Below are 13,686 nucleotides of genomic sequence, written 5' to 3'. Positions count from 1 at the left end.
TATTCACGGGTCATGCTGCCGACCATCCCGCATGCAGGCGCTCGCGCATCTGGCGCAGCCAGTTCTTCACGGGCTTCGGCAGGCGGCTGCGCAGGCTGGAATGAAGCGCGTTCGGCATCGCCCATTGCGAAAGCGCCAGCGGCGGGGCGATGGCAGGGCGTTCCGCCGCCAGATGTTCGAGCAGGCCCGCATAGGCGCGCCCGACAACATCATTGTCGAACACCGTTTCCACCTTCTGCCGGGCGGCGGCGGCCATGCCCGCAAGCAGTTTCCGGTCGCGGGCAAGCCGTTCGATGTGGCGTGCAGCCTGGCGAAAATCGCCGACGCGGAACAAGAGCCCGTCCTCGCCATCGGTGACGATGGTATCGGTCACGCCTGCGATCCTCGATACAACCGCAGGGCAACCCTGGCTCATCGCCTCGATGAGCGTCAGGCCGAACCCCTCGAAGCGCGAGGGCATGACCAGCACGTCATGCTGGCTCACCCGCCACGGTACATCGGAAGGTGCAACCCAGCCGGTAAAGCTGACGTGATCGCCAAACGGCGCCAGACGGCGGCGCAGTTCGGCCAGATCGGGGCCGTCACCGGCGACTGTCAGGTGATAGGGGCAGTCGAGCTCGCGCAATATGTTCGGCAGCCAGAAAATGCCCTTGGAGTTGTCCTCGATGCGCCCGAGATAAAGCAGGCGCAGCGGCCCGCTTTCGTCCTGCTTCGTCACATTGCGCGCCAGATGAATATCCCGGTTCAAACCGTGCGGGATGACCAGTGTGCGGGCGGCATCGAAACCGTGCTGGCGGACGAGGTCGTCGCGGCAGCGTTTTGAAACGCCAACCGTCGCATGGACATGATCGCGGATCGCCCTTGCCGCCGCATAGGTGCCGGGCGTGATGTTGTGCACGATCATGACGCGCAGGATATCGGCAGGCAGATAGCGCACCAGATTGGTTTCAAAACGGTTCGCGAGAACATTGACGAAAACGGCGTCGAAGCGATTGTCGCGCAGAAAGCCGATCATGTGCCGGGCGCGGGTTTCTTCGTCCAGCAGCCCCATGCGGTCGATCGCATCGCCCTTGCGCAGCGCATCCTCAAGCCCCTGCCCGCTTGGCACGTTGACCGTATCGCCAGCAGCGCCCGCCGCAAGCCAGCGAAGCTCGATCCCGGACTGGCCGAGCGACGAACGCAGCCGCGTGAAGACCGAATAGGTCCCGCCGATGTGAGGACGGACAAAGTAAGCACATTTCATGGCCAGAACCTTGTTGCCCACCTTGCAAGGGAGACAAGACTTCGAGGGAACAACTCCCTCGAAGCCTTACTCCGGTATATCGGGGGGCAATGGATATACCGCAGGCCAGTGTATCGAAATCGCAACGCTGCGCATTTCGGCTATGAGGGGTACATGCCCTCCTACAATAGAGGATGGTGTTCACCCTTCTGCCAGTTTTCCCGACAGCGCGTCCGGCATTAGCTTCTAGCTGTAGCGGGAGACACGCGCATGAGAATTGGACTTTTCGGGCAGTTTGGTTCCGGCAATACCGGCAATGACGGTTCGCTGGAGGCCATGTTGCAGCTCTTGAAACGCAATTGCCCCGGCGCACAACTTGTCTGTATCTGTTCCAGACCCGACATCGTTGCGCAGAAGTTCGATCTTACGGCCCGTCCGGTCTCCCAGCCCTACCCGTCCAACTGGCTGCTGCGCGCCGTCAACAAGGCCATGCTGCATGTTCCCCGCAGAGCGGTCGGCTTCTGCTGCGCGCTGCTGCTCGCTTCCCAGCTCGACCTCATCGTCGTACCGGGAACGGGCATTCTGGACGACTTCAACGAGAACCCGTTCGGCTGGCCTTTCGCGGTGCTGCGGTGGTCCCTCGCAGCGAGGCTCACCGGCACGCGCATGATTTTTGTGTCGATCGGCGCCGGGCCCGTCAGTCATCCATTGAGCCGGCGCTTCGTTCGCTGGGCCTCGACGCTTGCAGCTTTCCGCTCCTACCGGGATCAGGTTTCGCACGACTTCATGAAGCAGCTCGGCGTCGCTCCTTCCGGCGATTTCGTCAGCGCGGATATCGCCTTCGCGCTGCCGACGGCTCCCGATGGACGACAGGACGTAAGGGATCAATGTGTCGGCATCGGTGTAATGTCCTATCGCGGGTGGAAGAAGAAGAGCAGTGACGGGGATGCCGTTTACGCCGACTACCTCGCCAAAATGACCACACTTGCAAGAAGACTTCTTGGTGACGGACGGCAGGTCCGGCTGCTGATCGGCGACAAGGGCGATATGGAGGCGGCGCGCGATATACTGGAGCAGCTTGGCCCGGCGGAAGCGGGCAAGGTTATATTTGAACCCTCCGCATCCCTGCACGACCTCATGCAGCAGATCGCAAGGACCGACATCGTGGTCGCCAGCCGCTACCACAATATCGTCTCGGCCCTTGCCATGGGGCGTCCGGCAATTTCACTGGCCTATGCGAGCAAGAACGATGCCTTGCTGTACGATACCGGGCTTTCGGCATTCTGCCACCGGATCGATAGTTTCGACCCCGAAACCATCCTCTCCCAGATCGATTTTGCCTTTGCGGAGCGAACGGCATTGACCAGACAAGTCGAGGCGGGCGTGGAGCGCTATCGAAGCGGGCTGGCAGGACAGGAAGAAATCCTTCGCGCCCTTTTTCTCGATCCGGCACCGCAGAAGGCTGATTGCGCGGCCCAATCATGCACCGCGTCCGTTTCGCCAGGCGGATCGTTTCAACAGGTAGTCGAACGGGGGAATGACTGCCAGTAAGGGCTCCCGCTTCAGCGCGAACGCCATTAGCGAACCCGCCACTTTCGGCTGCCGCGCCAGACTGGAGATCGCAGACCAGTAGGCGCGCTTGGTCAGGCAATCCCGCGCCATCGCGAACAACCGGTCCCGTTGCGGCAGGCTGGCGCCTTCGTGCTCGAAAAACGACCGGAAACCGGCCTCGAATTCCCGATTCCAGTTCAGGATGCCATTCACCGCCGCCGACTGGTTCTGCGGGTGCGAGCGCGCGAAAGCCTGTATCCGGTTCGTCGATGCAACGCATCCACGCATGGCGATGCGCAGCCACATCTCCAGATCGTCCGTATGGGACAGCGACGTGCGATAATATCCAACCTGTTTCTGGATCGCGGTCCGTACCACCGCCGTCGGACCGATCACCGGGTTAATCGCATACCGGCATGCAAATTCAATAAATTCCTCCCCGGACCGTATTCGCCAATCATCCGGCACGGTGTCTGCAACGGCCAGAGGTGGCTCGCCGTCATCGGCCTTCATCCTTCCGGTCGCACCGTGCGCCAGATGAACATCCGCCTGTTGCGAAAGCAAACCTGCCGCCCTTTCCAGCGCGCCGCCTGCCAGCAGGTCATCCGAACACAAGATCAGGAAATAGTCCGATGCGGCCCAGTCTATACCTTCGTTGAACGAAGCATGCGGCCCCAGATTCTTCCGGCGCAGAAGCAATTCCACGCGGCTGTCCCCGGCAGCAAGGCCCTTTGCCACCTCGACGCTGTTGTCGGTCGAGGCATTGTCGATAATGAGCAGGCGGACATTGACGCCTGTCTGCCCCAGAACGCTGTTGGCGCAGAGGGAAAGATAGCGGCCATAGTTGAAATTGGGGATGACAACGTCGATCGCCGGCAGTCTGTTTTCGCCCATGACCCGCCGCCCTATTCCGCAAGCCTGGAAGCTGGCGGATGCACGCTCCGCGTCCGGATCTTACCGGCAAGCCAGCCCAGTATCGGTTCAACCTCGATGATGAAGGGATGCCGCACCACGAACAGCGCGCCAAGCCAGCTGAATGCCGCGATGAGGCCCATCACAACACCGCGGGACCAGTGAATTTCGAGCGAAAAGCCGTTCGCCGCCACCATTGCAAGCGGTATGGCGAGCGTGATCAGGGTAACGAGCCCGCTTCTCAGCAAGGCCCGGCCAAGCACCGCATAGGAAAAGGCCACATGCCTGCGCACGAACACGATGGCTATCACCATCTGGATCGGCAGGCTGATGAACTGGCCGAGGGCGACGGCAAGCAGCCCGTAGAAAGCGGCGGTGCCGATGACGGTGACTGCCACCAGCCGCGAAATCAGGTTGGACAGGAATGCCTCGCGGTTCTGGCCCAATGCCATCAGCAGTGGATAGGTCAGGATGGACGGAAACCAGAAAAGGCAGGCCAGGCTGAGGATCGCGACGATGGGCGCCGCTTCGGACCAGCCGGGACCGAGAACGATATGCACCGCCGGATAGGCAAGGAGCGCAAGCAATGCCTGCGCGGGCCAGTAGACGACGGTGATATAGGACAAGGCCCGTACATAGGATTGGCTGATATCGGCTCCTTCACGGACCTGTGCCGAAAGCATCGGAAACGCAACCGTGAAAACGGCGGAAAGGATGATGCGATCCGGCAGGCCGCTCAGCGTGTCGGCACGATTGTAGATTCCGACCGCCGATATCGGCATGAAGCGCCCGAGGAGGAGCTGCGGAAGCGTCATGCAGATCTTGTTCAGCCCGGCATTGCCGCCAAGAAAGATTCCGAACCGCCAGGCCGTATCGAAACTGGCCAGCGATGGGCGCAGCAAGGTGCCCAAAGGATGGATCGCAACCGCCAGCCCCGTCGTCATCAGCGCGCTTGCCAGCAGGCCGAAGGCAAAACACATATGCCCGAACCCGCAGAAGGCCATGGCAATGGTTACAAGTGCGCCGAGCCCGGAGCCTGCGGTACGAATGCGGGCCAGTCTTCCAAAGGCCATTTCGCGCCTCAACAGCGCAACGATCGGCAAGGACAGGCTTTCGACCAGCGCGGCCACAATCGTGATGCTGAGAAAAAGCTTCAGTTGCGGATCATTATAGGTTTCGGCGAAGTAGCCCAGCGAGAGATAGAGAGCGGCGGACAGCAGGACCGTCACGCTCATCAGGAACGTAAGCGAAGTCCGGATGTCCTGATCGCGCACCTTGTCGATCTTGATCAGGAACTCCGGACTGGCGAATTCACGCAGTGAAAACACGATTGCCGTAAGGCTGAGGCCAATCACACCCATTCCGGTTTCCGCAGGCCCCAGAAAGCGCGATACCACAGCAACCGTCACGAAGTTGAAGAGCAGCCCCGCATACTGCTCCAGCGCCGCCATGAGAAAGCCTCTGCGACCGCCATTCATGATGCGCTCCAACAAGTGGTATTCCCCGGCGCGGCCGGCGGTTTTCGTATCACCTTTTCGTCCCCCATTCATTGCAATCCGGCAGCAGCGCCCGCAGGCGCAATCTTCCCGGTTCCGCCCAGAATAGTCTTTTGCGACAGGCACGAAATGTCGCCCTTGGTGTTAGCACCCGACCTGAAAGGAGTATGCGGCACGCTCTAAAGCCAAGTCGTGGACCCGGGTCGCAATGCGTAAAAATTTGCCGAGTTCTATCTTTTGCACGCGCCCTTTTGCACACGCCTTGGAGGAGACATGGCGAGTCTTTCCTGGATCCCGCTTCTGGCCTTTGTCCTTTCCGTGGCCTTTTGCCTCGGCTTTCGCGGGCTGGCACGCGAATGGTATCTCATCGACGTCCCGGATGCCCGCAAGACGCATGATGGAAATGTCCCGCTTTGCGGAGGCATCGCCATTTTTCTGTCGTTTTCCGTTGCCGCGCTGCTGGCGCTCGGCGTTTCCGGTCAAGCCAACGCCGTGACCCTGCTGCCGGGGCTGGTGCTGATCCTCGTTACGGGCGTTCTCGATGACCGCTTCAATCTGCCCGTAGCGCCACGCCTTGCAATTCAGCTGCTGGCAGCCTTCCTGATGCTGGGCATGGCCGGGGTCTGGCAGATCTATCTGGGCCTTGCCCCGGACGGGATGGCAACGCCCGCAGCGCGCCCCACAGACTTGCTGATCCAGCTTCTTACGGGACCGCTTTTCCTCTTCATCGCGCTTGCTTTCATTGTCGGCCTCGTCAACGCGGTCAATATGAGCGATGGTGTTGATGGACTGGCGGGATCGGCAAGCGCCGCCGCCTTCTTCTGGCTGGCCGTCATCGGCTTCGGCGTGGGCGAGCATCGCCTCGGCCTGCAGGCTCTCGCCATTGCCGCCGCCTGTCTCGGCTTTCTGGTCTTCAACATGCGGCACCGCTGGCGCGCAAAGGCAAGCCTTTTCCTCGGCGATGGCGGCAGCACCTTTCTGGGCGCAGCCCTTGCCGGATTTATCCTCATCCTCGCAAGCCGAACAGCCGCCGTCCCCTTTCCCGTCCTGATCTGGATCGTCATCGTGCCGGTCATCGATACGCTGAGCCTGATCGTGCGCCGCATGTCGGCGCGCCGGAGCCCCTTCTCGCCAGACCGGCAGCATCTGCATCATCTGCTGATGGATGCAGGACTTTCCTGCGGGCAAACAGCCGTCGCCATCATGGGGCTCAACCTCATCGCCGGTGCCGTCGCCTATGTCGCCGTACGTTTCGACATGCCTGTCTGGCCGATGCTTCTGGCGCTGGCGATCCCCGCTGCGACACACACGCTTTTCGTACTGCACATGACCAGAGGTCCGCGTCAGGCCGTCGCCGCCTCAATGGCCGAGGCCAATCCGGCCACCAAACCGAAAATCACTTATCCCGGGGCAACTTCATGAATGTTTCCGTACTCATCATGACGCTGAACGAAGAGGCCAACCTGCCAGCCTGCCTGGCATCGCTGGACTGGTGCGACGATATCGTCGTGCTCGATTCCTTCAGCAGCGACCGCACGGTCGAAATCGCCAGGGCAGCAGGCGCCCGCGTCTTCCAGCGCGCCTACGACACCGAGGACCGCCAGCGCATGTATGGCCTGACGGAAATCAAATTCAAGCATGACTGGGTCTATACGCCTGATGCGGACGAGATCACCCCGCCGGACCTGCGTGACGAAATGCTGGCAATCGCCGCCGACCCCGACCGGCCGGAGGTGTTCTTCAAGGCGCGTTACAAGAACATGTTCATGGGGCGCTGGATTCGTCATGCCAGCCTCTACCCCACCTGGATCACACGGCTGGTGAGGCCGGACCGCGTGCGGTTCGAACGTTCGGTGCATTCGCGCGCCAGCGGCGGGCCGGAAGGTGCCTTGCAGGCCCATTTCATCCATTACAGCTTCAACAAGGGCCTCGAAGCCTGGTACGACAAGCATAACCGCTATTCTTCCGCCGAGGCTGATCTGTCCGCCTCGCGCCAGCTCGAACGCAAGATCGACTGGGGCGGCATTCTTTCGGCAGTGCCGGAGCGGCGGCGGCGGGCGCTGAAATCGCTTTCCTATCACATGCCGTTCAGGCCGGGCCTGCGCTTTCTCTACATGTACCTGCTGCGCGGCGGCTTTCTGGACGGCAAGCCCGGCTATCTCTATTGCCGCCTGCTTTCGGCCTACGAGTTCATGATCGTGGTCAAGATGGAAGAGCAGCGCCAGCGCCGGTTGGCCACCCTCGCGGAAAACGCTCCGGCGAGGCAACCGCTGGAAACCGAAGCACCAGAACGGCGTATGGTATGATGCTTCTCGTCGTTCTGCCCTGCGCCATCCTGTTCGGGATTGCCGCAATGTTCTTCTCGCAACCGGTCCTGACCTTGCAGGACGATGGCGGCAGGGCGGATGTCATCGTCGTACCGGGAGGAGACGGCCCGCCCCGCGCGGCGCAGGCCGCCCGCCTGTGGAAGGAAGGTCGCTCGCCGGTGATCCTCGTTACCGGCGATGGCGACTGCCTCTATAACAAGCGGATCATGGTGCGCAACGGCGTGAACCCGTCGGCGATCTTCGTCGAATGCCAGTCGGGCAGCACCTGGCAGAATGCGCAATTTTCCGCTCCCGTCCTGCGCGAAATCCGGGCCAGAAGCGCACTGGTCGTGACCAACTGGTATCACTCGCGCCGGGCCATAGCGAGCTTTCGCGCCGCCTGCCCGCAGATGCGCTTCATCTCGTCACCCATCGGCGGCGATGACGGACGCCCCGGCTTTCCGGCAACGCCCGCAGACATGGAACTCGTCGCCAAGGAATATGTGAAGCTTGGCTGGTATCTGGTTTCGGGCCGCATTTTCCCGCACGATCTTTCCGCGGGCGAACCCGCGCCCGATTTTTCAGACACATGCGCTGCGGCGGGGGTCACGCAATGAACCTGTCGCTCACATGGATCTTTGTCGGCTTCGTCCTCTACCTCCTGGCTGGCGGCCTCTTCTCCCGGCCGGAGCGCATGTATCAGTTTCCCTTCCTTGCCGGGGTGATGACGTTCGGTTTCCTGCTGCCGCAGCTCCCTGCCCTCGTCTATGACCAGTTCCTGCCTTCCGGCGCTTATGCCAAGACGATGATCATGGGCATCCTGTCCTTCGCAATGCTTGTGATCGGGTGGCGGATGACGAAAAAGCCGATCCGGTTTCTCCGCATGAGTTTCAGCGAGCGGCGGCTGATCTGGGCCGCAGCAGGGCTGTCGGCTTTCGGCGCCGTCTTCTATTTTCTCCTGAGCCGCCTTCCCGGAGATGTCTCCATCGGCATGCAGATGACCGGAATGCCGGTTGTCTATCTCTTCTTCGCGCAGCTCATGCCCTATGGTCTTGCCATCGCCGTCCTGTGTTTTGCGCGGCGTCCCTCATGGTCGGCGCTGGCGATCATCCTGTTCGATCTGGTTTTCTATCTGGACCGGATTCTGGTGACGGGAAAACGGGCAGAGACAATTCAGCTCGTCCTCATGTTCCTTCTCGCCTTCTGGTTCTACCGGCGGATCGTCGTGCCTCGCACCGTCATGGCGATCGGCATCCTCGCCGGCACTTTCCTAATGACCAGCATGGGCGATTATCGTCAGGTCACCCGCACGGATGCGAGTTTCGTTCTCGATGAGATTCTCGAAATCGACTATGCCGCCAATTTCCGCAGCACCCTTGAGCGCGGCGGCCCCGAAATGCGCAATGCCGTGCAGCGCATCGATGAAATCGACCGGCGGCTGGAATTCGACTACGGCAAATATCACTGGAACCGGATCATCTTCACATTCGTTCCGGCGCAGCTCGTCGGCGGCGACGTCAAGGAAGCGCTCTATCTCAACGTCCCCGAACCCAGCCGCGATTACAATCCGCTGACCGGCACCACCGAGACCGGACTGGTCGACGCATTTTCGTCATTCTGGTATTTCGGCGCGCTGAAATTCCTGGTGCTCGCCTGGGCGATGCGCAGGCTCTGGGAAACCGCGATGGCAGGCGAGATGCTGGGGCAGCTGGTTTACATGCTTTCCATCGTCCCGGCCATGCATTCCATTTCCCACCACACGGATTGGGTCGTGCCGGTCTGGATTCACATGTCATTGTTCCTCATTCCCGTTCTTTCGTTCTGCGTGATCCGCAATCGATCGATTCACTTGCCGCTTCCGGCATCGCATAGCGGCAAGCTTCAGGAAGGATGGTCATCATGACCGTAACGTCGAACCACAATGCACTCGGAGAAGGCATCAGGGGCAGAATGAATGCCTCGCGTCCGCTTGAGGGCGGGGCGACCTTCACTCTCGGGCATCGCGTCCAGCGCCTGTGCTGGCAGGCAAGCTGGCTGCTGCTCGCCGCATGGACACCGTCCTTCCTGTGGCGCTGGCGCGGCGCGGTGCTGCGCGCCTTCGGTGCGAGGCTGCACAAGACGGCCATCGTGCGCGGCAGCGCCCGCATCTGGTGGCCGGGCAACCTGACCATGGGCGCGCATTCATCGCTTGGTCCCGGCGCGCTGTGCTACAACGTGGCCCATGTGACGCTTGCGCCTTTCGCCATCGTCTCGCAGCGCGCGCATCTGTGCACGGCCGGACATAATATCGATCAGGCCGACTTTCCGCTGACGGCGGCGCCCATTCATGTCGGCGCTTATGGCTGGGTTGCGGCGGAAGCCTTCGTCGGGCCGGGGGTGAATATCGGTGAAGGGGCGGTTCTCGGCGCACGCGGGGTCAGTTTCCGCGACATGGAACCTTGGATGGTCTATGCGGGCAATCCGGCCAAGCCGGTGCGGCCACGGCGAAAGCCCTGACCCTCAGCTTGCAGTAACGGACCGGAGCGCCTTGCGGCTTGCAACCGCGTCCGGCTTTTGTGACTGAAAATCCTGATAGGCCGCAATCGTCTGGACCGCGATGCGCGGCCAGGTGTAATTGTCGCGCACCAGTTTTGCACCGGCGGCGCCCATCCGCGCCGCGCGATCCGGGTCTTCCAGAATCCGCTCAAGCGCCGCAGCGACCGCCATCGGATCAAGCGGGGAAACAATACCGGCCCCAGCCTCGCCCACCTCCGGAAAATGGCACGCATCAGTAATCGCCACCGGCACGCCGCAGGCAAGCGCCTCGGTAATGGCGACGCTGAACCCCTCCTGACGACTGGGCAGGCAGAAGCAGGCCGCTCGTTTGAGGGCGGCGATCTTGGCCGGGCCGTAAAGCCCGCCGGTCATGTGCACGCGCTCCTCCAGCCCGTATTGACGGATACGCCCGCGAAATTCGTCTTCCGCCCCGCCATCGGGACCAGCCACCACCAGATCGACATCGGGAAACAGGGGTGCAACCCGGCGAAAGGCATCGGCGAGAATGTCGAGACCCTTCTTGTAGTGAAGCCGCGACAGAAACAGCACATAGGGCCGTCCGGGCAAGCCCCCCACATCGGCCTCTCCCCCCTCCACCTCGTTCAGAAAAATCCCGTTCGGGATAATCACCGGCGGAGCCGTCAGGCGAAGGGGCCGCATCAGCTCGATCTCATCCGCATTCAGCGCATGGATAAAGGCCGCGCCGTCGAGCATCCGGCGAAAGCCCAGCCTCATGGCGAGTTTCTTCTTCCACGCGCTTTGCTGCATGCTCCACACGTCGAGCATTCCGCAGCAGCACACGCAATAGGGCACGGAAAAGCGGCGGCAGAGCATCGATGCGCGCAACAGATTGGTTTCCCACACGCCATGCAGATGCACGAAATCCGTGGCCCGCAACAGTGCCTCCATCGCCTTCGCTGCGGCGCTTCCAGACAGCGTTTCGCGCAGATCGGGCATCGGCAGCAACAGGGTGCGCACCCTGTCGAACCCGGGAATTGCAGCAGTCGCCGCGACAGCGCGCCTGCTCACCTCGTCGTCGCTGTAGCTTACGATTGTCACCTCATGGCCGAGGGCCGCCTGTGCCGCTGCCAGCCGCACCACGACCGCCTGCGGCCCGCCCTTCGCAGGATCGTAGGAGCCGATGACGTGGACGATGTTCATGCCGCCCTCTCCCCAAATATCGCCGCAGCAAGCCTTTCGCCATAGCGTGACAGGGTATAATCGGCCGCACGCTCGCGTGCATTTTCCCCCATCCGTTCCAGTGCCGCCGGATTGCCCGCCAGCTCCCGCAAGATTTCGGCCGTCTCCCGCACGTCGCGGATCGGCACGATGTAACCATCGACACCGTTGCGAACCACGCTGCCGGTATTTTCGGTACAGATCACGGGCAGCCCCGCGGCCAATGCTTCATAAACGGAAATCGCCGACCCTTCGCACAAGGACGGAAGCAGGAAAACATCGGCCCATTCAAACTGCTTGCGCATTTCGCTGCGCGGAATGGGGCCGGTCAGTTCAACTGTTGCAGCCAGCTTTGCCTGTGCCTCGTGCAGGAGTTCCAGCGGCCCCACCATCCGGAACTCCGCCTGCTCCGCCAGCAGCTTCGAAACCGCGCCGACATAGGGCGAGCCCTTGCGCAACCCCACCGCGCCCACCGTCAACACGCGCAATTTGCCCGGCACCCGCGCCTTCCGTTCGATCTGGAAGCGTGTATCGACACCAGTTGGAACCACGACGATCTTTTCGGGCGCGCAGCCTTCCTCGGCAACATGACGGGCAACGAAAGGCGACGGACACACGACCAGATCGGCGAGCTGCCATTCGGTTCGCTCACGTTCCGCGAAAACCTCGCAATAGCCATCGTCTTCGACCGGCAATTGCCAGCCCGGATTCAACAATTCCTCTTCCTGCCCCAGCCGATCGACAATCGCGCGGGGCGCGATGACTTGATCGACAGCGGTCCACAGCCCCGCTTTCCGCGCAGCCGACAGCACTTCCACGGCTTCGCCGCTGAACGCATAGACCCCGCCCGCGCCGTGGAAACCGCTTTCGGCCACCAGCCTGCCGAATGTTTCGCCCGCCCAGATCGCATTGGCGGTGGATTTCGGTCCGGTCTGGTTCGCCAGCCTGCGGATAGCGGAATGCAGTCCGAAAACCGGAAAGGTCGTCATCTGCTTCAGCGGGATTCCCTGCGGCTTGCGCCCGACCAGCCGGCGCACCGAGGATGGGAGCGCATTGGACGGAACGCTGCCGAGCAGACGCGGCCATCCCTGAAAGGCGCAGATATCCGTATAAAAATGCGCCAGCCTCTGATTGTTTGCGAAAATGCGCGGGACCGCATAATGCCGGCGCGCGCCAAGCTGGCTGACAACGACCGAGCCTTCCATCACAGTTCCCTCGGCTGGAACTGGCGGTCGAGAACCGGCATGGCCTGCGGCACCACTTTTTCCTCAAGCCGCGAGATGGCAGACTGCCAGACGGCTGCGCCATATTCCCGCGAATAGGCGGTTTCCATGAGATAGCGGGCATTGTTGCCCATCGACATGCGTCCGACCGGCGAGTGGCGCAGATGAAGGATCGCGTCAACCAGCGCATCGACATCGCCCGGCCTCAGCGCCATGCCGCACTGGAAATCGCGGACAATGGTGCCGATCTCGCCTTCCGTGTCGCCGATGAAGATCGTCGGGCGGGCGGCGGCCAGCACGCCGTAGAACTTGCTGGGAACGATGCAATGTTCCAGTTCCGGCTTCAGCGAAACCAGATGCACATTGGCCGCGCCAAGGCTTTCGGAAAGCTTTTCCACGGGCTGGAACGGCTTCATCATCACATTGGTGAGGCCCCGCCGCCTGACCTCGCTTTCGACGAAACCGCGCTGCTGCCCCTCGCCGATCATCAAAAAGACGATGCTTTTCATGTGCTTGAGCCGCTCGGCTGCATCGAGCACCGTCTGAAACTCATGCGCGCGCCCGAAATTGCCCGAATAGCCGATGACGAATTTGCGCCCGAGGCCCCAGGCACGACGGAGCGAATTATGCGCGGGTTCCACCGGAACGATCTCGTTGCGGTCGGCCCAGTGGTGAACCACGCTCAGGCTTTCCGCCGGAATGTCCCGCGTCGAAAGATAATGCGCCATGCGCTCGATCGGACAGATGGTCAGCGCCGACTGGCGCATCGACCAGTTGCGCAGAATGAGGGCAAGCCTGCCGGAAACCGTATTGGACCTGATGAGCCCTAGTTCCATCGCCGTTTCGGGAAAAAGGTCCATTACCCAGTTGACCAGCTTTGCCCGGCGAAGACGGACGGGCAGCGCAGCCGAAACCGACAGAAGCGGCGGATCGGTGCAGACGACGCAGACATCGTCCTTCTTGGCGTTGGATGCGAACCATGCGGCAGCGGACAGATGGAAGGTCGCATAATCGACCGCACGCCCCACGAGCCTGCCGCGACCGAAGCCGGAGGTCCATATGCGGTGCACATCCACGCCGCCGATGGTCTCGCGCGCCGGGAGCACGTCCTTTCGCCTGTCGTGATAGCTGCGGCTCGCCAGCACCGTCGTTTCGATGCCTTCGCGCACCAGCGTATGGGCAAGGCTCGTCACCATCCGGCTCGTCGCCGACTGGTCCGGATAGTAGTAACGATTGGCAAGCACCACACGCATGATTTCGCT

The 13,686-nt window shown here is 61.8% G+C and carries 12 protein-coding genes; 6 read left to right on the top strand and 6 right to left on the bottom strand.

Annotated features, from left to right (window positions below; all coding sequences use genetic code 11):
* Positions 1–10: 10 nt before the first annotated feature.
* Positions 11–1,243, bottom strand: a complete 1,233-nt coding sequence (locus OINT_RS14675; RefSeq protein ID WP_036564565.1) for a glycosyltransferase family 4 protein — start codon at positions 1,241–1,243, stop codon at positions 11–13.
* A gap of 249 nt (positions 1,244–1,492) precedes the next feature.
* On the opposite strand from OINT_RS14675, the gene OINT_RS14670 reads away from it, so the two are divergent.
* Positions 1,493–2,773 carry a polysaccharide pyruvyl transferase family protein gene (locus OINT_RS14670; protein WP_006468643.1) on the top strand — a complete coding sequence of 427 codons (1,281 nt, stop codon included), beginning with the start codon at positions 1,493–1,495 and terminating at the stop codon, positions 2,771–2,773.
* Here OINT_RS14670 and OINT_RS14665 read toward each other — a convergent pair.
* Positions 2,702–3,667 (bottom strand): glycosyltransferase, encoded by a 966-nt coding sequence (locus OINT_RS14665; protein WP_039853220.1) that lies wholly within the window; start codon positions 3,665–3,667, stop codon positions 2,702–2,704. The two genes, OINT_RS14670 and OINT_RS14665, sit on opposite strands and share 72 nt — an antisense overlap.
* A gap of 11 nt (positions 3,668–3,678) precedes the next feature.
* Entirely contained in the window at positions 3,679–5,163 is a 1,485-nt protein-coding gene (locus tag OINT_RS14660; protein ID WP_036564568.1) for an oligosaccharide flippase family protein, read from the bottom strand.
* A gap of 291 nt (positions 5,164–5,454) precedes the next feature.
* On the opposite strand from OINT_RS14660, the gene OINT_RS14655 reads away from it, so the two are divergent.
* From OINT_RS14655 to OINT_RS14635, 5 genes are read left to right on the top strand one after another with little or no spacing between them, the layout of a single operon-like run.
* The gene (locus OINT_RS14655; RefSeq protein ID WP_006470350.1) at positions 5,455–6,603 is read left to right on the top strand and encodes an MraY family glycosyltransferase; all 1,149 of its coding nucleotides are present in this window, start codon (positions 5,455–5,457) and stop codon (positions 6,601–6,603) included.
* The gene (locus tag OINT_RS14650) at positions 6,600–7,487 is read left to right on the top strand and encodes a glycosyltransferase family 2 protein (RefSeq protein ID WP_006468639.1); all 888 of its coding nucleotides are present in this window, start codon (positions 6,600–6,602) and stop codon (positions 7,485–7,487) included. The genes OINT_RS14655 and OINT_RS14650 overlap by 4 nt, the downstream gene beginning before the upstream one ends.
* On the top strand, positions 7,487–8,104 hold the full coding sequence (locus OINT_RS14645; protein WP_404990498.1) for a YdcF family protein: 618 nt from the start codon (positions 7,487–7,489) through the stop codon (positions 8,102–8,104). The genes OINT_RS14650 and OINT_RS14645 overlap by 1 nt, the downstream gene beginning before the upstream one ends.
* Complete coding sequence (locus OINT_RS14640; protein WP_006470351.1) at positions 8,101–9,390, top strand: hypothetical protein; 1,290 nt, start codon at positions 8,101–8,103, stop codon at positions 9,388–9,390. Before OINT_RS14645 ends, OINT_RS14640 begins: the two co-directional genes overlap by 4 nt.
* A complete protein-coding gene (locus OINT_RS14635) occupies positions 9,387–9,983 on the top strand; it encodes a putative colanic acid biosynthesis acetyltransferase (protein ID WP_006470352.1) in 597 nt (198 codons plus the stop codon). Before OINT_RS14640 ends, OINT_RS14635 begins: the two co-directional genes overlap by 4 nt.
* 3 nt (positions 9,984–9,986) lie before the next feature.
* Here the strand turns inward: OINT_RS14635 and OINT_RS14630 are convergent, their stop codons facing one another.
* Genes OINT_RS14630 through OINT_RS14620 form a run of 3 tightly spaced genes read right to left on the bottom strand, consistent with a single transcriptional unit; the run spans position 9,987 to position 13,677 of the window.
* Entirely contained in the window at positions 9,987–11,183 is a 1,197-nt protein-coding gene (locus tag OINT_RS14630) for a glycosyltransferase (protein ID WP_006468635.1), read from the bottom strand.
* Complete coding sequence (locus OINT_RS14625) at positions 11,180–12,406, bottom strand: glycosyltransferase family 4 protein (RefSeq protein WP_006470353.1); 1,227 nt, start codon at positions 12,404–12,406, stop codon at positions 11,180–11,182. The genes OINT_RS14630 and OINT_RS14625 overlap by 4 nt, the downstream gene beginning before the upstream one ends.
* Complete coding sequence (locus tag OINT_RS14620) at positions 12,406–13,677, bottom strand: glycosyltransferase family 4 protein (RefSeq protein WP_006470354.1); 1,272 nt, start codon at positions 13,675–13,677, stop codon at positions 12,406–12,408. Before OINT_RS14620 ends, OINT_RS14625 begins: the two co-directional genes overlap by 1 nt.
* Positions 13,678–13,686: the final 9 nt, after the last annotated feature.

The sequence above is a fragment of the Brucella intermedia LMG 3301 genome, from assembly GCF_000182645.1.
GTDB lineage: Bacteria > Pseudomonadota > Alphaproteobacteria > Rhizobiales > Rhizobiaceae > Brucella > Brucella intermedia.
The sequence above is the reverse complement of the archived record's forward strand: the minus strand, read 5'-3'. Positions and strand labels throughout refer to the sequence as shown.